Here is a 19,567-nt window from a genome sequence, read left to right as displayed (position 1 = left end):
GCGAACACGCCGCGCCCGCGCGGCCAACAACACAGCCTCGCGTAGCATCCGGGGGACGCTTGTGGGAGAGAGAGTTAACCGGGAATGCTGGATAGGAACGTGTCGCGGCGGCGGCTGATCGGATTCGGTGCCGCGGCTGCGGCTTTCGTCGCTGGTTGCAGTACCGACAAGAGCAGTACGACTACCGCGCAATCGAGAACGACCACCGCCGCGAACGCAGTTGACGTGCAGGCCATTCCGAGATCCCCATTGCAGCAGGCCCCCGCGGCCAACTCCCCCGCGGCAGTGGCCGCCCGGCACGCCGGTGCGCAACCGACGCGGTGGGGCATGGAGATGGACGGCATCACAAGCACTTTCGCGGCGACCGGCAAACAGATGGCGGTCACCTTCGACGCGTGCGGCGGGCCCGGAAATAACGATATCGATGAGACATTGCTGAATCTGCTCATCTCCCAGCAGATTCCGGCCACGCTCTTCCTCAATAAACGCTGGATCGACGCGAATCCCGGTCGTGCCGCGCAATTGGCCGCCAATCCGCTGTTCGAGCTGGCCAATCACGGTGTGGCACACAAGCCGCTCTCGGTGACCGGCCGGGCCGCCTACGAAATCCCGGGCACCGGATCGCCGCAGGAGGCCGCCGACGAGGTCTGGGCCAATCACGAACGGCTCACCGCCCTGCTCGGCAAACCGCCACGGTTCTTCCGCGCGGGTACCGCACACTATGACGATGTCGCGGTCGCGATCGTCAACGAATTAGGTGAGCGGCCGGTCGGTTTCAGCATCAATGCCGACTATGGCGCCACCGCGAGCGCGGCGCAGGTGCAGAATGCGATGAAAGCCGGCGCACCCGGTGCGATCTCGCTGGCGCATATGCACCGGCCGAATTCTGGAACGGCCGCAGGCATGACGGCGGCGCTGCCCGCGCTGCGATCGGCGGGGTTCACCTTTGTCCATCTCTGAGCGCCGTTGCCGCCCGTAGTCCGGCTCGGCAGGCCATCGCGCCGGTGAGCCGCGGGGTGCAATTATTACGGTATGGAGTGCACGCCCCCGGGATCGCGCCAATAACGCGCAACCCCCGGCGGCGAGCCAGTATGGTACCGATGCTGACCGGTGTCCCGATGTCAGCCGACCGCCTGCCGGTCGCTCGAAAAAACAAAGGTGAGACGGATTGCGGCCGTGCACCGGGCATTTCGCCAGCGCGAGGTGACCGGATCGGCCCGATCCGAGCGGAAGGCGGTATGTAGGGTGGCGCAGGGAATCTTCGCGCACACTCGATGGCGGAATCTCGAGCAATGGCGAGTCCGCTGGAAAGTCGGCGCGGCCGTTGCACTTCCGCTGGCCGCGGCCATTCTGCTCGGCGGTCTGCGCCTGACGGTCTTCTTCCGTGATTACTCCGAATACGACAGTGCGGCCGATCGCATCTCCGATATTCCGGCGATCACCGCACTCGAATCGGCGGCCTCGACCGTCGCCGGCGGGCAGGTCTACGGCACCACCACCGACCAGGACCTGGTCGAATTGTCAACGGCTATTACCGAAGCCACGGTGCGCGCTGGACGCAAGGGCATCGATGCGACGGTCGCCAGGGCGCTGAAGCAGATGACCGCGACCAGCGAGGTCATCCGCTCGGGCGGTAAGGGCGGCGTCGATCCGGTGAAGGCCATCGAGCTCAACAACGCGATCGTCGTCGATGCCATCGGCACCGTGGACAAATTGCTCACCCCGATCGGCGTCGGCTCGGTCGTGGCCGCGAAGGCGCAACTCTCCGATGTGCTGGTCGGCAAGGTCGAGGGCTTCAACTGGCTGATGGCGGCCATGACGGCGATCCAACAGCCGACCCAGGCCGAGAATTTCCATATTGCGCAGGGCCGCATCCTGGCCGCGGCCGATGCGATCGAACGGGTGTTGCCCGCGGCCAAGCCGCAACTCGATCAGGTGGTGCGCCCGAATACCGCCGTGCTCAAGGACATGATCGAGGTCGCGATGCACACGCACGTCGTCGACCTGGTCGAGTTGCGGCGGCTGGCCATCGAATCCCGCGATGTCTTCACCGGCTTGACGCGCGAGATCGTGCAAGGCGTCATCCACGATGTCGACGACAAGGTCGCCGAGGCCCGATCCGCGGCCGTGCAGGCCTCCCTGGTGGTACTCGGGACCGTGATCGCGGCGCTCGCACTCGCGCTGTGGGTCGCGCACTCGCTGCTCCAGCCGCTACGCAGGCTGCGGGCGGGTGCCAGCGAGCTCGCCGAGAAGGACCTCCCGAGCGAGGTCGACCGCATCATGCGCGGCGCCCAGCTCGAGGACATCGAGGTGAAACCGGTGCCGGTGCACACCGGTGAGGAGATCGGCGAAATCGCCCGCACCGTCGACGGTTTGCACACCCAGGCACTCAAACTCGCCGCACAGCAGCAACTGCTGCGCGATCAGGTCAACGACATGTTCGAGACCATGGCGCGGCGCAGCCAGACGCTGGTGGATCGCCAGCTCAGCATGATCGAGGCGCTCGAATTCGAGGAGAAGGATCCCGATCGGCTCGGCCAGCTCTTCCGGCTCGACCACCTGGCCGCGCGCATGCGGCGCAACAGCGCGAATCTGCTGGTACTGGCCGGAACACGGTCGCGCCACGATCGGTCCGGACCGGTCGAAGTGCGCGATATCCTGCGCGCCGCGGTCTCCGAGGTCGAGGACTATCAGCGGGTCAAATCCGGTGCCACACCGGACGGTTGGGTCGCGGGCATCGCGGCCACCGATGTGGTGCATCTGATCGCGGAGATGCTGGAGAATGCGCTGCGGGCCTCACCGCCCGACAGCGATGTCACCTTCGCCTACAGCCGGACCTCCGAGGGCGGCCTGCTCATCGAGGTCATCGATGAGGGCATCGGCATCACGGCGAGCGAACTGAACGAGATCAACGAGCGGTTGGCGACGCCGACTGTGGTCACCGTCGCGACGACCCGGCAGATGGGCATGTTCGTGGTCGGCAAACTCGCCGAGCGGCACGGCATCACCGTTCGACTGCGCCGGACGCACGATCGCGCGCTCAGTCCGGGAATCACCGCGAGCCTGCACATTCCGCCCGCGCTGATCGAGGTGCCGTCGCAGGATGCGGAGGATCCGTCGACGCTGAAGCCGGTGATTCCGGTGCATCGGGACATGCTCGGTACCAAGGCGACGGCCGAGGCGGGCACGGGCGTTGCCGAACCCGCGGCCAAGGCGATCACACCTGTTGCCAAGGCCGAAACCCCGGCGCGTCGGATCGGTGCGCCGCCTTCGGCCGCACCCAAGTCGGCCGAACCTGCGGCGGATGCGCCCGCGGCACCGCCGATGATCACCAGTTATGGTCTGCCGAAACGGGTTCCGGGAGTCAACCGCAAGGGTCGGCGCAAAGCGGGCGGGGCTGCTGCGAAGCCGCCGAGCACCACCGCGACGGCCAGCGCGCCACCGCAGTCCGCTAACGTGGCCGATTTGGGTCCCCCGACCGGGCCGCAGGAGCGGGTGGCGAAGACGACCTCGTTCTTCCAATCCGAAGAGGGGGATTCGGCGCAGACCGTCGAATCCGCTTCGAACCGGTCCGCGTCGAACGGATCGACGCAGACCACCGAGGGGGAAGCGGCAACGCCGATTTTCGCAGGCATGATGTCGGCGTGGTTGGCGGATCCGACTACGGGGGAGCTACCGGTTTTGACGAATTGGCATTCGGCGGCGGATGAAGGCTGGTCTGCGGCAGAGCGGGCAGCGGATCCGACAATTACGGAAAGGACAACATCCGGGCTACCGAAACGAGATCCAGGGAATCAGTTGGTGCCGGGTGGGGCCGAGTCGGGGTCGGCGGCAACGGAATCTGCGGCGAGCACGCGCCGCGACCCGGAAACGATCCGCACAGGATTGAACCGGTATCAGCGGGGGGTACGTGACGGAAGAGCCACTGGTAAGTTGAAACCCCTTGCAGCCGAGGATGTTCGATGACCGCACCTGAACAAGCACCACCCGAGACCACATCCCGCGCGGTTTCGGCGAAAATCGTGATAGCCGGCGAGATGGGGGTCGGCAAAACTACGCTGGTCGGCGCGGTTTCGGATATCGTTCCACTGAAAACCGAAGCGCTGATGACCGATCTGAGTTCCGAAATCGACGACACCTCGGCGGTCCCGGATAAGACGACCACCACGGTCGCCATGGATTTCGGTCGGATCACCCTGTCCGACGATCTGGTGCTGTACCTGTTCGGCACGCCCGGGCAGCACCGGTTCTGGTTCATGTGGGACGACCTCAGTCTCGGCGCGATCGGAGCGATCCTGCTGGTCGACACCCGTCGAGTGGACGAAAGTTTCGCCGCGGTCGACTATTTCGAAGAACTCGGACTACCGTTCCTGGTCGCGGTCAACGAATTCGAAGGCGCCCCCAAGTTTCCCGAGGAGGCCATCCGCGATGCCCTCTCGCTATCCGCCGATGTTCCGGTGATGATGATCGACGCCAGGGACCGGGAATCGGCCAAGACCGCGCTCATCGCACTGACCGGACATGCGCTGGCGCGGGTGAAAGCCAAGAGTTAGCGAAACGGCGGCTCGATGCCGAGCCGCCGCACTAATCCTCATCGAGGGAGGCAAGCCAGTCGACCGCGACGGATTCGCCGCGGTCGACGGTGAAGAAGGCGACCTCTAGATGTTGGCCCAGATCGACGAGGCCGATCGCGGCCAGCGGTACCGGTTGGATCAGTCTTACGCGCCACGGTTTCGCCTCGTCCCAGGCACGCAGTTCGAGGTCCAGGCGCAGCACCGGGTCGTCGCGACCGGCGTAGTCGGCGGCGACCGGTGCGGCGGCGAGCACGGTGGCGTCGGCTCGGCGGCCGTCGGACAGGATCTTCGAAATGCTCGCCCGGCCGGTCTCGGCGATATCGGGCACGTAGAGCACCAGTCGGTCGCGATCGCCCGGATCGACCCGGCAGCCGACCACATCACTGGGCTGCATCCACTCCAGGTCGTCCTCGCGCATCCGCTGCCGCACCCGGGTTTCGTATGGCAGCGCGCCTTCTACCTGCACTCGAACCCAGAAAACGTGTCCGGGTTCACTGCGCCGCGGCCGAACGCCGAGTATGGTCGCCGAGCCGATCGCGCCGTGAATGAGCAACTCGCGCCGCTGCGAATCCGATAGCGCACCCGCGCGCAATCCGAAGTTCCGCGGCCCCCTGCTGCGCTCTCGCCACCCCGTGCTAGCCGACGCAAGGTTCATGGGCGATAACGTTAGCCGGAGTGTGGTCAGAGTCACAGCATTACCACCGTCTACCCTGTTGGCCATGACCGCTGAGTTCCCGATCATTCCCGACGATCTCAAGCCCGCCGACGGACGGTTCGGCTGTGGCCCCTCCAAGGTGCGCCCGGAGCAGTTGCAGTCTCTGGTATCCGTCGGCGCCTCGGTGTTCGGAACCAGTCACCGGCAGAAGCCGGTCAAGGACGTGGTCGCACGCGTACGCAGCGGCCTGCGCGAGCTGTTCGCGCTGCCCGACGGCTACGAGGTGGTGCTGGGCAACGGTGGCACCACGGCGTTCTGGGATGCCGCCGCCTTCGGTCTGATCCGCGAGCGCTCGCTGCACCTGACCAACGGTGAGTTCAGCTCGAAGTTCGCCGCGGTGGCCAAGGGCAACCCGTTCATCGGCGATCCGATCGTGGTCTCGGCCGAGCCGGGCAGTGCGCCCGAGCCGGTTTCGGACCCGTCGGCCGACCTGATCGGCTGGGCGCACAACGAAACCTCCACCGGTGTTTCGATCCCGGTGCAGCGTCCGGCGGGTTCGGAGAACGCGCTGATCGCCATCGACGCCACCTCCGGCGCAGGCGGTCTGCCGGTCAACATCACCGATGCCGATGTCTACTACTTCGCACCGCAGAAGTGCTTCGCCTCCGACGGCGGCCTGTGGGTCGCGCTGATGAGCCCGGCCGCACTGGCCCGGGTCGAGGAGATCAAGGCCTCGGGTCGCTGGACCCCGGAATTCCTTTCGCTGCCGATCGCGATCGACAACAGCACCAAGGATCAGACGTACAACACCCCCGCACTCGGCACCCTGCTGCTGTTCGCCGACCAGATCGAGTGGATCAACGGCAACGGCGGACTGGACTGGGCCGTCAAGCGGACGCTGGATTCGTCGTCGCGGCTGTACTCCTGGGCCGAGTCGAGCTCCTTTGCCACCCCGTACGTCACGGATCCGGCGCACCGCTCACAGGTCGTCGGCACCATCGACTTCGCCGACTCGGTCGATGCGGCCGCCGTCGCCAAGGTGCTGCGCGCCAACGGAATCGTGGATACCGAGCCCTACCGCAAGCTCGGCCGCAACCAGCTGCGCGTCGGCATGTTTCCCGCCATCGACCCCGAGGATGTTTCGCAGCTGACGCGTAGCATCGACTGGGTTGTCGAAAAGCTGGGGTAAATCGAGCTCGGTCATTGCGACACGCCCACTTTCAACACGCCGTATCTTGTAGCGCAGCGAGTTGAATAGAGCAGATTAGCGGGGCGCGGAGGGTCTTTCGCAGATTTCCGCCCCGCGTGTCTTGCCTCGAGATCATCAGTAGTGCACTACTGTTTCGGAAAGTGGGCGGTGTCGCGAGCCGACGCGATAAGGAGGTAACGGTGCGTGAACTTCGAGTGATCGGGGTGACGCCCGACTCCACGCACATCGTGTGCATCGACACCGAGACCGGCACCAAGTACCGGCTGCCCGCCGACGACAAGCTTCGAGCCGCAGCACGCGGAGACCTTGCCCGATTCGGCCAGATTGAGATCGAGATGGAAGCAACTATGCGTCCCCGCGATATTCAAGCTCGTATCCGTGCCGGGGCATCCGTTGAACAGGTCACCGAGGAGTCCGGTATGCCGCTGAGTCGCGTGGAGCGATTCGCCTATCCGGTGCTGCTGGAGCGGGCCCGCGCCGCTGAACTCGCGCAGAAGGCGCATCCGGTGCGCGCCGACGGTCCGGCCGTGGAGATCCTCATCGATATCGTCACCGCCGCGTTCACCGAGCGCGGGCACACGCTCGAGAATGCCGAGTGGGACGCCTGGAAGGACGAAAAGGGCTTCTGGGTCGCGCAATTGCAGTGGCAGAACGGCCGTTCCGAGATCGCCGCGCATTGGCGCTACCAGCCCGACGCGCACGGCGGCTCGGTTTCCCCGCTCGACGATCCGGCCTCGGATCTGATCGATCCCGACTTCGGCCGTGCCCTACGCGGGCTCGCCACCATCCTGCCGCCGCAGGCGGAGATCGAGGCGCCACCGGCGCCCGAACCGCCGGTAGAGACCCGGCCGGTGGAACCCCGTCCGGCCGAGGCACGTCCGGCACGCGAGGCCGCGGCGGCACCGGCGCGTCCGGCGGCCCGGACCCAGCCGACGTTGGACGAGTACTACGAGCAGCGTTCCGTCGCGGCCGGCGGTAGCAGTACGCCGGTCGGCGCGGGTGGTGCGGCAGCCGCGATTCCGGCCGCCGCGAGCACGAATGCCATTCCGGCCGCGAGCGGTTCCGCTGCGGTCACCGCCGGGACGAATACGGCTCCGGCCGCCGGTGGAGCTCCGACTGGTGCGGGCACCACCCCGGCCGCGCCCGCCGCTGCCCCGGCCAAGGCCGCAAAGCCCGCCGCCAAGCCCGCTGCTTCCGAGGAAGCGGCTAAGAAGGCGCCTGCCAAGGCAGCTCGGAACAAGCGCGGGAAGGCGCCGATGCCGTCCTGGGAGGACGTATTGCTCGGGGTGCGCAGCTCGGGGCACTGAGTTCCGTTCCTGCGCCGGGGTTTCGGTGCGCAGGCATCTGGCCCTCCGGGGAGCGATGGATTTCTCTCTCGCGTGCGGACAGCTGTAGCGTCCGGACGCGCTTCGGACACAGCCTGACTTTCGACCCAGTGGCGGGCGCCCCCCGACCAAGATCAGGTGGACATGGTGGCGGGGACTTCTCGCGTAATGCCGCCATAGTTTCCACCTGATCTTGATTTGCTGCGCGTGTTCGAGTGCGGAAGGGCCGACGTTGGCGCGGGAGTGCGGGTAGATTTTTCGAGGTGTCGTCGATTTGAGGTCGACGTCGGGTGGTTCGCGGTAGCGGGAGTTGCTAGAGGGCGCCGTGGGTTGCTCGAAGTTTGCGGAGCTGTTTGGTGCAACCATCGGGAGGTGCCGGAAATGCTGTCCAAGGCTTCGTCTCTCTGGTACGTCGACGCACAGGATCCGTTGGCGGTACTCCGCGCGAACCACGATCCGGACCCCGAAGCCGCGCTCGCGCTGGCGAAACAGCTGCACACCGACCACGATGTCATGCCGATCATGGTCGGCACGCTGGGCGGTTGCGCCGGACCGGATGCCGACGAGGTGTACATCGGCTGCTACCCCGGAGTCACGGTGGTGTGCTCGGCACAGGCCGCACGGGCGCACCCGACGGCGCTGGCGGAATTGCTGGTTCGCCCGCTCGCCTCGGAGCACACCTATCTGATTTCGTTCGACGCACATCACGGCTGGGGCGCATTCGCGCATTGGGAGCGTGGCGAATTCCGGCGCTCGTTCAGCTCGACGCGGGTGAACATCCTGGAGGACGAGGGCCTCCCGCTGGTGTGGGAGCGTTCGTATTGGGCCGGTGATCATCCGGTGCGGTGGCAGGCCGGGGAACTGCCCGACCCGCAAACCCTCCCCTTCGACCCGCCCGATTTCGCCGACGCCGCCAATAACGAATGGCTCGGCTTCCACTACCGCGCCCCGGCCCCCGAAGGGGCATTGGTACCAGGCGATATCGCGGTCTGCGGATTCACCCTATACCCCAAGGGCCAGGCACCCGACCCCGCCGACCTGATCCCACTGGGAGAACACAACGGCGACACGAAACCGAGACGAGGTCTGCTCGACTGGCTGCGCGGCAAGGATCGCGTCTCGTGAGCGCGCACAACTGGCTTTGCCACCACGTCGGGTAGATCGCTAGGCCGACGGGCATACCCAGCTGGCTCGCGGCCGACCGCCACCCCCAACTCACACTTCACCCCCTGCCGCAGAGGTCGCGAGCCGCACCGGGCCGACGAGGTCTGCTACCCCGACAGACCGCCGATGATCAAGACGAACCAGCCGAGCAACACACCAGCCGCACCCCCACCGATGACCCACCGCGTCACCGGTGCCAGGCGCCAACGCCACGCGGTGGGTGCGGCGCCGCCGACCGCGACGAGATTGACCAGGATCGCAAGCAGCGGATGGACGTCCGCCAGCGCCGAGCCGAATGCGTACACCGCGACGGCCGTCAGCAGTGCGACCATGGTCGCGACGGTGAGTCCGGCTGCCCACGGGGTCGGATCCTGGTACGGCTGGTAGGGCCGATACGCCCCGTTCGGGAAGTAACTCACGACGTCCTCACCCGTTCATAGAACGCCATGGCGGCCGCGGTCGCCACATTGAGCGAATCCGTGTCGGGTGACATCGGGATGCGGGCTCGAATGTCGGTGGCGCGCATGGCTTCCTCGGTCAATCCGGGTCCCTCCGCGCCGAGCAGCAGCGCCACCCGCTCCCCCGTCATCGCCGTCGCCAAATTCACCGCGGCCGGGTTCGGGGTGAGCGCGATGATCTGGAATCCGTTGCTCCGCAACACATCCAGCCCCTCCGGCCACTTCGGCAGTTGTGCGAACGGCACCCGCAGCACATGCCCCATCGACACCCGCACCGCACGCCGATACAGCGGATCGGCGCACCGGTCGCCGAACAGAATCGCCTCGACGCCGAGTCCGGCGGCATTCCGGAACATCGAGCCGAGATTCTCGTGGTCGTTCACGCCCTCCAACACCGCGACCGTGCGGGCCCGCTCGATGACGTCGTCCACGGTCAACTCCGCGGGCCTGCGTGCCACCGCGAGCACCCCGCGATTGAGATGGAACCCGACCACCTGCGCCATCACCTCGGCACTCGCCCGGTAATACGGCACTTCGATCCGCGCCAGCTCCTCCACGAGTTCCACCCGCCGCTTCTCCACCCCGAGCAGCGCACTCGGCCGAAATCGCGAATCCAGCATCCGCTGGACGACCACCACTCCCTCCGCGATCACCAATCCCTTGCGCCCCGGCAGATCCGGCCGCCGATCCGCCGACTTCAGATCGCGAAAGTCATCGACCCGCGGATCAGTGGGATCGTCGATATCGATCACATCAGCCACGACATCATCCTGCCGCGCCGACCCCGCCCGGCCACAATCGGATCCATCATCGGCCGACACCCGTCGCCGAGATCTCCGAGACCAGAATGACCTGCAGTGTCGACATCTCCGGCTGCGGGCGCGTCGTCAGCAGCATGAACTGGATGCGAGCCCCGGGTCGACCGGACTGTGCCACGACAGTGCGGACAAAAGCCTCTAGCAGTTGGTAGCCGGGACTCTCGAGGACCTGGCCGAAGTCACCGTTCGAACGGTATGCCGATCCGAGAATCATGCACCTCAATTGTCCTTCGCGCAGCTAGATCGGCTGATTTGCGGGTCCGGTTCGGACAGTGACAACCGCGCCGCGCGGAAAGCGTCGACGAAAGCCCCGGAAAACCAGGCGTCGCGGCTCCCCTGCGCATTCCGCGTGAATGTGCAGGTGGGGTTCGGTGGAGTTACCGGAACTTCCGACGGCACCGATTCGCTGGCCCACCTCGACGTGCTGTCCGGCCTCGACCGCGACACTGCCGCGCTGAAGATGGGCGATGACGATCAATTCCTTGCCATTGTCGATGACGACCTCGTTTCCACCTGCCCGGCGGAAATCGCGATCGTCGTCCGGCGTGTCATCCGCGGCTTCGCGCACCCATCCGGAACATGGCGCGTAGACATCCGCCCCGAATGCCAGATAGTCCTCGATTCGCCGCGCCGACAGCCGCTTTCGGGTCTGTCGCCATGTCGAGAGACCGACGATATCCAGGGCGGCCCGCTCACTCCGCACAATCCAATGGTGGTTCCACAACCGACCGTCACCCTCGACGATCAGCCATCGGCCGGGGCCGAGCGGAAATACCAACTCCTGATCTACCGGCTCATTGATCGCCCGTCCGAGCGAAACGAACTTCGCCGACACCACCGCAACCACGAGCGCCGCGGCGATCCATGGTCCCGGTTCCAGGAATCCACCGGTAACGCGGGGAACCCGCACCACGGCCACCACCGATACCGCGAGCGCGAGCAACTCGAGGTGCAGGGCGGGAAAGGGCGCGGTCCGCAAGCTGGGGGCGAGAAATTCGTGCGTCAGGACCAACATGGCGATGACGGTCAGAACACCGGCAAGCCACTGCCCTCCGGTGTCGGCAAGCCAGCTGCGCGACACCACACCCACCAGCACAATCGGCCAGCTGAAATCACCGAATAGCTGTGCTGCCGAACGCATCACACGATGCTACCTACGGCTTCCGCTGCGATAGCCATGGTCGGTGGACCGCATCGGCTCCGATCATGCAGCCCGCTCAGACGGGACCGGTTCGAAAAGCGGTCCACCACTTTGTTCGGGTGCGGGTTGGGCGTCGATCCGGACGAAGTGGCGGTAATTCGGGTGCGGGCGGGTCGGGGGGCGTGCGATCGTCGAGGGATGGCGCTGATACCCGGCATCACCATTCGGTCGGCCACCGAGGATGACGTGGCGGCCATTCAGTTGCTCGGCGACACCTCGTTCGGGATGCGCGGCGAACCGGAGTATGCGGAATTGCGGGCGCGGGTCTTTCCGACCGAGGAGGCGATCGTCGCGATCGAAGACGGGCGCGTCGTCGGACATGCCAGGTCCACTCGGATGACGCTGACCGTGCCCGGCGAGCGCACGGTCGAGGCCTGTGGAATCGCCGGGGTCGGCGTCGCGCCGACGCACCGGCGGCGCGGAATTCTGCGGGCCATCTACACCGAGCAGCATCGGCGCACCGAGGCGGCCGGGCTCCCGCTGACCATCTTCACCGCGAGTCAGGGTGCCATCTACGGCCGGTTCGGATACGGGCCGACGATTCGGCAGAACGCGGTCTCGATCGACCGGCGGTTCGTCGAATTCCTGCCGTCCGCCCCCGATCCGGGCGGCGTGGTGCTCAGCACCACGGCCGATGCGGGCGAGCAGCTTCGCGCGATCTACGACCGCTGGCGGCGTCTGGTGCCCGGTGCGCAGGCGCGTCCCGAGGCCCGCTGGCAGATGGACCTCTCCGATTCCCCCGCGTTCCGCGACGGCGGCACCGAACTCTTCGCATTCCTGCACCCGGACGGTTATGTGCTGTATCGCTACCACCGTCGCGAACAAGGCAAGTCCGCGGTGGTCGAGGAGATGCGCGCGGTAACCCCGGAGGCGCAGGTCGCGCTGTGGCGGGCGCTGTTCGGGTTGGAGCTGTGCAGTCACGTCGAGGCGGCGATCACCGACAACGATCCGCTGCCGTATCTGCTCACCGATCTCCGACTGGTGCGCACGAAGGCGCGCTTCGACGATTTGTGGTTGCGGCTCATGGATGTTCCCGCGGCGCTGACCGCTCGCTCATACCTGCGTGACCTCGATATCGTTCTCGCAGTGCAGGATCCGTTCCGCGACGCGGGCGGCACCTTCGCGCTCACGGTGCGCGACGGCATCGCCGAATGCACACCGACCACCCGCCCACCCGACTTCGAACTCGGCATCGACGTCCTGGCCTCCATGTACCTCGGCGCCTACCCAGCCCGCCTCTTCGCCGCCGCCAACCGCCTGCAGGCCAAGGACGCCGTGCGACTACGCGCGCTCGACGAAGCATTCGGCGCGGAACGAGACGCGGCACTCGGCTGGTTCTTCTGAGCTGGGCTGTCTTTGTTGGGCCAGCAAAGTCCCGACGGATCGGGTTGGTCGCGCAGCCGGTCTGCACCCGCGGAGCTGGGTCGGCTCCTCCGCACGACTGGCTCTCGGGTCGAGCTGAATCCGTGAGCCGGGCTCGGGTCGACCAGCCGCGATTTCGGGGCTTTTCTACGAGCCCGGCCGCCTCGAGGCCTGAGACGGCCTGCGTTTGCCGAACCGAGCAGTTCTGAGCGGCTGAATCCGTGGCGACCGCCGTTCCGTGCCGAGGCGGCTGGTCGGCCGGTCAGGGCGCTGATTTCGCTGATCAGGGATATCCCTGAGCCGACCTCGTACTCCGGAGTGATGTCGGAGGCGAGGTGGGCTGGCATGCTGGATTCATGAAGCCGATTCAGCTGGTGCTCAATATCCTGTGGCTCGTAATCGTGGGGTTCTGGATGGCGCTCGGCTACATTGTCGCGGGCATCATCTGCTGCGTTCTGATCATCACGATCCCCTGGGGTATCGCTTCGTTCCGGATCGCGACCTATGTGCTCTGGCCGTTCGGACGCACCACGGTCGAAAAGCCCTCCGCGGGTGTCGGATCGATGATCGGCAACATCATCTGGTTCATCGTCGCCGGTTGGTGGCTGGCGCTCGGCCACCTGCTCACCAGCATCCCGCTGTTCATCTCGATCATCGGCATCCCGTTCGGCTGGGCGAACCTCAAACTGATCCCGATCTCCCTGTTCCCCCTCGGCCGCGAAATCGTGGACAGCGATCAGCCGTTCGGTGCCCAATACGCCCGGGGTGGTTACGCACCTCGTTAGCAACCAGGGTCCGGCGGGATGGGTTCGGTTACTCCGAGTCGTCGACGAGTTGCTTCATGATGCCGACGGCGCGCGTCAGCACGACCAGTTGTTCGTCGGTGAGGGTTGAGAGCTGTTCGGTCATCCAGGCCTCGCGGGCGCTGGTTTCATCGGCGATCAGTGCGCGACCCGCATCCGAGAGCGACACGATGATCTGGCGGCCATCGGTCGGATGCGGCTTGCGCTCCACCAATCCCAGATCGGACAGCGAGGCGATCACGCGCGTCATCGACGGCGGCTGTACGCGCTCCTTGGCGGCCAACGCGCCAGGCGTCATCGCCCCTTCTCGATGCAGGGTGGCGAGTGCGGAGAGCTGCGTCAGCGAAATCTGGGCGTCGGCGCGCCGCCCCCGCAGATGTCGCGTCAAGCGCACCACCGCGAGCGACAGCTCACCGGCGAGAGCTCGAACATCCGATGGCGTTGTCACAGAGCAGAACGATACGGGACACGCTGGCCGGTGACCGCCTCTTCCCGCGGCTACGCTGTGACTGTGCCCCAGAATGTCCCGCAGATCCCGCCGCGCTTCACCGATCCACGGCCGGTACTCGCGGTCGGCAGCGCCCTCTGGCTGATCGCCACCGTCGTCGTGTGGACCAGCGACCGCTGGGAATCCGCCCGTCCGGTGTGTCTGATGGGTATGGCCGTCGGCCTGCTCGGCTACACGATCTTCGCGATCCAGCGCCGGGGCGCCCGCCGCGGCGACAAAGGCGCGCAAACCGGACTTTGACCGCCTGCCTCAGCTCACTTCGAACTCGTCGGTGATACCGGTGAAGGGATGCAGGGCGCCGTCGGGGCTCAGACTGTCGGCAAAATGTTGCATGCGGTAGGTGCCGGGGGTGGCCTCCGTCGGGATGTCCCAGGTGAAGCGAGCCACGGATGCGGCCGGTCCACGCTTGCTCCAGTGGAAGCGGACGGCCCATTCGCCCTCGTTGGCGATGCGGACCCAGTCGCCGGATGCGTTGCGGCGCTGCACTTCCAGGAAGGTGCCGTTGCGACGGGGGTTGTGTTTCGGATGGGCGGAGACGAATTCGGCGGCGGCCTGGGTACCGCATGCGTACGAGGCGGCGGGCTGGGTCAGGACATCGCCGAATCCACGACCCGACGGTGTGGTGTCCGGGCCGGGTGCGGGTTGGAAGTTCGGCTGCAGGTTGGATACGTCGCGCGGCGCCGGACCGCGCGGGATCTGCTGACGGGCGGCGAAAGCCGTTGCCAGACGGGTGAACTCCTGCTGGTAGGCGGGCAATGTATAGCGTCCGAACAAGGTTGAGCCGCCCTCGTACTGCTGGGAGTCGTATTCCTCCGGAGTGGTGACGTATTCGTGGTACGCGTTCGCGTAGCCCTGCATCAGCACCTGCACCAGCGGAACGCCGAGCGCGGCGGCAACAGCTCGGCGGATGCGCAGTCCGGCGACGATGGTGAATTCTGCACCGCCGCAGGCCAAGTAGAGCTCACCGATCCGAACAATCTGGATCGGCACCACATTCGGCACCCACGGCACCGGCGGCAACAGCCCGAGCGGCGCGATGATCGCCTTGGGCGCCTGCGCATCCGCGAGCCAGGACGGTGCGGGCTGGCGCGGATCGCCGAGCGCATCAATGAACGGATTGCGCACCCCCTCGGGGATCGGGATACCCGGCAGGCCGGGACCATCCTCGACGCTGCCCGCGATGAGCGAGACGCCCGCGGCGGCGGGCGCGGTGTGGCGCGGTTGGCCGTCAGGTGTGAATCTGCCGTCGACGGCGATATCGGCCAGGTCGATATAACAGAGCATCGAATCGACCGGACCGCTGATGGACTGTGCGCCCGACAACGCGGTTTTCGAGGCGCGGTACTGACGCTCGCCGATGATGCGGGTGTTGTCGAACTCGTTCCGGGTCGGTCCCGAACCGGGTTGCAGATCGAGATTAGGGGACATATCCCCCGCGTTGGTCTGCGCGAACGCGGCGACGAAATCGGCCGGGCCATCGAGATAGCGGACGCCGTGCTCGGTGTGTTCATACGAGAACGACGCGTAACCCTTGTTATCCGCGCTGATCAGTCGGTTCTGGTTGGTCATCGAGGTGTTGTGCGTGGCGAACCAGGTGATTGCGCCGACTTGTTTGCCGCCCTTGACGAATGACAGTGCGGTGACCGCCGGGTCGATGGCATTCGGGAAGTGCTGTTTATCCGCATCCGGATTGCGTTCGAAGGCAACTCGTGATCGGTTGACGCTCGCGTCGTGCAGTTCGGCGCGACCCAGCGAAAGGGCGCCCGGTCCGAGATCGGCGTGCGCGGCGGCGATCGCCTCCACAATGCCGTTCACCTCGGCGTCGTATACCTGCTGTTGAAAACCCAGAATCGACAGGTTGTACGCGTAATCGTTGCTGGAGCCGCCACAGGTCGCATGCGAATGCGTCGAGGTGAGCGCGATGTTCTGTTCGGTGTACAGATCACCGAAGCGGCGGGCGAGTTCGAGCATGACGCCGCGATGCACGGACTGGAAAATCATGCCGTTCTCCGCTACCGCGAACACGATTCGACGCGCACCACTGTCGATGATGAATGCGCGAGCGCGCGGGCGCAGATGGATGCCCGCCGTCTGCTGCTCGAACTGTGAATAGCCCATCATTCCGCATTCGGCGGCCGGGCCGGTGATATCGGAAAGCCCGAGTCCGATGCGGTAGCCACCCGATTCGGGAGCCGCGGCGGCCGGTGCGCCGAGCGCCGAAGTCACACCCGGCACCGTGCCCGCTGTCGCGAGCGCGGCGGAACCAACCGCGGTTCGGGCCAGCACCGTTCTGCGTGACACCGGCATACGCGTCTCCCTTCGATCCCGTGCTGAAGCGAACCACACAACTGGACAATCGTCCAGTCGAGATTTTCGGCCCTGCGAATTGACTGTGGCGGAGTTGCGGACTTAACTCCCTTGGGTGTCCTCCCGATTGAGCGTCGAAGAACGACGGGCCCACCTTATCGAGGCAGCCATCGGCCTTGCCGAGAAAAAGGGCGTCGCGGGCGTGACCACGCGCGATGTCGCTCAGGCAGCCGGTGTTTCGCTCGGTGTGGTGCATTACTGTTTCGAAAACAAGGACGCGCTGATGACCGAGCTGGTCAAGGCGTTGTCGATGGAATTACGCGATTCCGTCGATGCCAACGAAACAGTTTGGCAAGACGTCGGAAGTGGAAAAGAAGCGCTTCAAAAATTGGTGCGCGCCGGACTCGAACTGATGTGGCTCAACATTGAAGCCACACCGGAACGACAACTGCTCACATACGAAACCACGACATATGCGCTACGCGAAGGGGAATCGACTCCCGCGAAACTCGCGATAGCGCGCGAACAGTACGCATTCAACGACACCACGGTCGCCGACATCCTCGACCATGCCCGCGACGCCACCGGTTGCCGGTGGTCCGTGCCGGTGCCGACGCTGAGCCGCTTCACCTTGAATGTGATCGACGGTGTCGTGCTGCGCTGGTTGGTGGACAACGACAGCGAAAGTGTGCGCAGGCAACTGGATCTGCTCAGCGAGATGGTTGCGAACTACGCGGTGTAAGTCGGCTGTGTGGCTGCGGTCAGACCGGGCGGTGCGGGGTTCGGATGTGGGTGGTTGTGCCATCGCGCCACCAGGGGACGGAGACGGTGGCTTCCAGGGCACCGCGCAGGCGGATCTGGAGATCGTCGTGGAGCACCAGGTCGCCTTGTTCATCGGGCAGGGTGAACAGTTGGCGCAGAACGATTCCCAGCGGTTCGGCGGACCAGGTGGTGTGGCGGCCCTGGCTCATCACCTCGGCGGTGATCACATCGGAGACCATGGGGAGATCGAGCAGGGTCGCGAGGGCGGGCGCCGTGACGGTATCGCCTGCTACCAGGTGATCCGCGGGAACGGCGAGGCCGAACCACGGCTGGTCGAGTACCCAGGCGTCGTTGGGGTCGACGACTGCCGAGGACAGGGCGCGCACGCGCTCGGGGAGCTCGAGTTCGGACAGGTCGAGGTGATCCACTGCGGCGGCGAGGCGGGCGTGGGTTCGGGAAACCACCTCGGGTGTAGGGGTTTTCGATGGGTCGGCGAGTCCGTCCAGCAGTGCGGCGGCCAGTTCCTGGGTGATGGCATTCGGGTTCGCCAGGACTGCGCGTAAGGCTTCGGAATCCAGGTCGGAAAGTTCGAATTCGGGGAGTAGGCCAGCGAATTCGGTATCGGCGGGGTGGCGGAGCAAGCCGAGCGGAATGCCATCGATGCGCGCGTGTCTGCGCAACCACCAGGCCGTGTAGCCATCGGGATCGGTGAGCAGTTTGCGGGTGCGCGGAGTGGATGCCAACTGCCGCAACGCCTCTGGCCAGCAGGACTCTTCGACCAGGTCCAGGTCGCGGACGGCGGCCAGTTCCGGCGGATCTTCGGGCAGGCCCGACCACCAGCGCTCCTCGTCGTCCAAGTGGTGATCGGGGCCGGTGGGATCGGTTTCGATGACAATGCTGAAATCCCAGCCGACGCCCACCGCACGCAGCACCTCGGCGCCGTAGCGGTCCACCATGTCCGTTGCGACAGTGCCGAACGGCGAATCCGGCACCTGCAATGTGCTCAACGGTGCGTCGGGGAGCAGCAATTCGTCGGCGGGGAGCAATTCCCCGGTAGTGTCGGGTAATTCGAGGAGGCCGAGCCAAGACGGGAGTGCTGACGGATCGGCATGTGCGGCGAGCCGCAGCACGGCATCGGTGGTGTCGGGATCGCCCGGCTGGTCCTCCAGTTCCGCGCGTAATCCGGGATCGCTCAACAGGTCCTCGGCGGTGGCCGAACGTGCGCCGAGTCGCGCGAGGAGTGGATGCACTGCCTCGGGGTGCACCAGACGCGCCCAGTGCACCGGTATGGCGACATCGAGCTGGTCATCCAAAACTACTGTGCGCGGTCCGGTTACCAGTCGGCCGTCTGCCAGCGGCACCGCGAGCGCGCCGAGTTCTTCAGCGGCCAGCGGGTCGACAACGTATGGCTCCAACGCGACGTACAGCGAATGCCACCACTTCGGGGACCGCTCGAGCCCGGACGAAAGTTCCGCCAGCCGAGCAAGTCCCAGTCTGTGCACATCCAGCACACCCAGCGCCTCGCTATGTGCGCGCCCTGACAACTCGGGTATTACCAGTGGTCCGACGATGTCATCGAGCAGGTCGGCCAATTCTCGACTCAGGCCAGTGAATACGCGCGCTCGCGTGGGTACCGCATGTCTTGACCGTGGCGCGGACGATCGCGCTGCGGCGGTCCAGTCGTCAGTGCCGAGCGGACCGCTGTGCTCGGCATCGCTCTCAGCGGCCGTGCGCACCGAAGAGGCTTGGTCCGCGACGGCTGATCGTGTAGCGGCCGAGGCCGACTGTGCGGCGGTTTCGCCAGCGGTTTCCGAGCGGGTGGTGACGACCGGGAGCCAGGGCTGGGTCTGCAGTTCGCGGACCAGGGCCTCGCGCAGGATGCCGTCTACCTCGCTGCGCGCGAAGCCCGGGGCGGGAACCAGGACGAGGCGATCGCGCGGCGGGAGTGCGCGGGCGAAATCGGCATAACCCTGGGCGAATTCGGCAAGGCGAGCTCCCGGGAGGACGCGTCGGCGGTCCGGCTGCATCGGTATGTCGGCTATCAGGAGAGCTGGTAGCGACAGCTCCTCGTCGGATCGCGTGGGTGCGCGCAGCACATCATGCGCAGCGGACACCGGCCTGCCATCCCGCAGCGGCAGCAACCAGCGCGCCCGGGCAGTCCGGTACTCCCACCAAACCCGTCGCTGCGATCCGGGGCCATCGATGCGCAACTCCCTGAGCCCGAGCCCTGTGGACCGGCCGGTGCTCAGATCTGCATCGGTGCCGCCGAATTCGGCGTCGTGGGTGTCGTGCAGCCCGATTAGGTCAGCGTGCCCGTCACTTCGGTCCGCGTGCCCGTCGCTTCGGTCCGCGTGCCCGTCGCTCGGGTTCGCGTGGCCGCCACTCGGGTCCGCGTGGCCGCCACTCGGGTCCGCGTGGCC

General features: G+C 66.2%; 18 protein-coding genes. 10 read left to right on the top strand and 8 right to left on the bottom strand.

Translation table 11 applies throughout. The annotated features are described in order from the left end of the window. Positions 1-99 precede the first annotated feature (99 nt). The 3 genes from NP3_RS44295 (at position 100) to NP3_RS44285 (ending at position 4,553) form a co-directional block, all read left to right on the top strand. On the top strand, positions 100-960 hold the full coding sequence (locus tag NP3_RS44295) for a polysaccharide deacetylase family protein (protein WP_063047688.1): 861 nt from the start codon (positions 100-102) through the stop codon (positions 958-960). 285 nt (positions 961-1,245) lie between these two features. After that, entirely contained in the window at positions 1,246-3,966 is a 2,721-nt protein-coding gene (locus NP3_RS44290) for an ATP-binding protein (RefSeq protein ID WP_063047682.1), read from the top strand. Continuing rightward, positions 3,963-4,553, top strand: coding sequence for a GTP-binding protein (locus tag NP3_RS44285; RefSeq protein ID WP_063047681.1), 591 nt, complete (start codon positions 3,963-3,965; stop codon positions 4,551-4,553). Before NP3_RS44290 ends, NP3_RS44285 begins: the two co-directional genes overlap by 4 nt. Before the next feature lie 31 nt (positions 4,554-4,584). Here NP3_RS44285 and NP3_RS44280 read toward each other — a convergent pair whose 3' ends face one another. Further along, positions 4,585-5,229, bottom strand: a complete 645-nt coding sequence (locus NP3_RS44280; RefSeq protein WP_063047680.1) for a hypothetical protein — start codon at positions 5,227-5,229, stop codon at positions 4,585-4,587. A gap of 64 nt (positions 5,230-5,293) precedes the next feature. Here NP3_RS44280 and serC point away from each other — a divergent pair, with 64 nt between their 5' ends. The 3 genes from serC (at position 5,294) to NP3_RS44265 (ending at position 8,889) form a co-directional block, all read left to right on the top strand. Further along, positions 5,294-6,418 (top strand): phosphoserine transaminase, encoded by a 1,125-nt coding sequence (gene serC / locus NP3_RS44275; RefSeq protein WP_063047679.1) that lies wholly within the window; start codon positions 5,294-5,296, stop codon positions 6,416-6,418. A gap of 200 nt (positions 6,419-6,618) precedes the next feature. Beyond that, positions 6,619-7,746 (top strand): septation protein SepH, encoded by a 1,128-nt coding sequence (gene sepH / locus NP3_RS44270; RefSeq protein WP_063047687.1) that lies wholly within the window; start codon positions 6,619-6,621, stop codon positions 7,744-7,746. Positions 7,747-8,145: 399 nt separating this feature from the next. Next, positions 8,146-8,889, top strand: coding sequence for a DUF6928 family protein (locus NP3_RS44265; protein WP_063047678.1), 744 nt, complete (start codon positions 8,146-8,148; stop codon positions 8,887-8,889). 146 nt (positions 8,890-9,035) lie between these two features. Here NP3_RS44265 and NP3_RS44260 read toward each other — a convergent pair whose 3' ends face one another. Genes NP3_RS44260 through NP3_RS44245 form a run of 4 tightly spaced genes read right to left on the bottom strand, consistent with a single transcriptional unit; the run spans position 9,036 to position 11,345 of the window. Then, positions 9,036-9,347 (bottom strand): DUF2537 domain-containing protein, encoded by a 312-nt coding sequence (locus NP3_RS44260; RefSeq protein ID WP_281197776.1) that lies wholly within the window; start codon positions 9,345-9,347, stop codon positions 9,036-9,038. After that, positions 9,344-10,147, bottom strand: coding sequence for a TrmH family RNA methyltransferase (locus NP3_RS44255; protein ID WP_063047685.1), 804 nt, complete (start codon positions 10,145-10,147; stop codon positions 9,344-9,346). The genes NP3_RS44260 and NP3_RS44255 overlap by 4 nt, the downstream gene beginning before the upstream one ends. 46 nt (positions 10,148-10,193) lie before the next feature. Then, on the bottom strand, positions 10,194-10,418 hold the full coding sequence (locus tag NP3_RS44250; protein ID WP_063047677.1) for a hypothetical protein: 225 nt from the start codon (positions 10,416-10,418) through the stop codon (positions 10,194-10,196). A gap of 24 nt (positions 10,419-10,442) precedes the next feature. Beyond that, the gene (locus tag NP3_RS44245; RefSeq protein ID WP_063047676.1) at positions 10,443-11,345 is read right to left on the bottom strand and encodes a M23 family metallopeptidase; all 903 of its coding nucleotides are present in this window, start codon (positions 11,343-11,345) and stop codon (positions 10,443-10,445) included. Between the two features lie 198 nt (positions 11,346-11,543). Between NP3_RS44245 and NP3_RS44240 the strand changes: the two genes are divergently transcribed. Together NP3_RS44240 and NP3_RS44235 are read left to right on the top strand one after the other, a co-directional pair. Further along, complete coding sequence (locus tag NP3_RS44240; RefSeq protein ID WP_063047675.1) at positions 11,544-12,749, top strand: GNAT family N-acetyltransferase; 1,206 nt, start codon at positions 11,544-11,546, stop codon at positions 12,747-12,749. Between the two features lie 374 nt (positions 12,750-13,123). Continuing rightward, positions 13,124-13,552: a YccF domain-containing protein gene (locus NP3_RS44235; RefSeq protein WP_063047674.1), complete on the top strand. Its 429-nt coding sequence runs from the start codon at positions 13,124-13,126 to the stop codon at positions 13,550-13,552. Positions 13,553-13,580: 28 nt separating this feature from the next. On the opposite strand, the gene NP3_RS44230 is transcribed toward NP3_RS44235, so the two are convergent. Further along, positions 13,581-14,018 (bottom strand): Rv0880 family HTH-type transcriptional regulator, encoded by a 438-nt coding sequence (locus NP3_RS44230; RefSeq protein ID WP_063047673.1) that lies wholly within the window; start codon positions 14,016-14,018, stop codon positions 13,581-13,583. Positions 14,019-14,081: 63 nt separating this feature from the next. Here NP3_RS44230 and NP3_RS51020 point away from each other — a divergent pair, with 63 nt between their 5' ends. Continuing rightward, on the top strand, positions 14,082-14,318 hold the full coding sequence (locus NP3_RS51020; protein ID WP_245721380.1) for a DUF2530 domain-containing protein: 237 nt from the start codon (positions 14,082-14,084) through the stop codon (positions 14,316-14,318). Positions 14,319-14,327: 9 nt separating this feature from the next. Here NP3_RS51020 and NP3_RS44220 read toward each other — a convergent pair whose 3' ends face one another. Further along, entirely contained in the window at positions 14,328-16,385 is a 2,058-nt protein-coding gene (locus NP3_RS44220) for a neutral/alkaline ceramidase (protein WP_063047672.1), read from the bottom strand. 115 nt (positions 16,386-16,500) lie between these two features. Here NP3_RS44220 and NP3_RS44215 point away from each other — a divergent pair, with 115 nt between their 5' ends. Next, positions 16,501-17,127, top strand: coding sequence for a TetR/AcrR family transcriptional regulator (locus tag NP3_RS44215; RefSeq protein ID WP_063825076.1), 627 nt, complete (start codon positions 16,501-16,503; stop codon positions 17,125-17,127). 19 nt (positions 17,128-17,146) lie between these two features. Here the strand turns inward: NP3_RS44215 and NP3_RS49570 are convergent. After that, a partial coding sequence (locus NP3_RS49570; protein WP_245721379.1) for an ATP-binding protein occupies positions 17,147-19,567 on the bottom strand: 2,421 nt, incomplete at its 5' end.

Source organism: Nocardia pseudovaccinii NBRC 100343, assembly GCF_001613225.1.
Taxonomy (GTDB): Bacteria; Actinomycetota; Actinomycetes; order Mycobacteriales; family Mycobacteriaceae; genus Nocardia; species Nocardia pseudovaccinii.
Note: the sequence above shows the minus strand (reverse complement) of the source record. Positions and strands in the feature narration are given on the sequence as shown.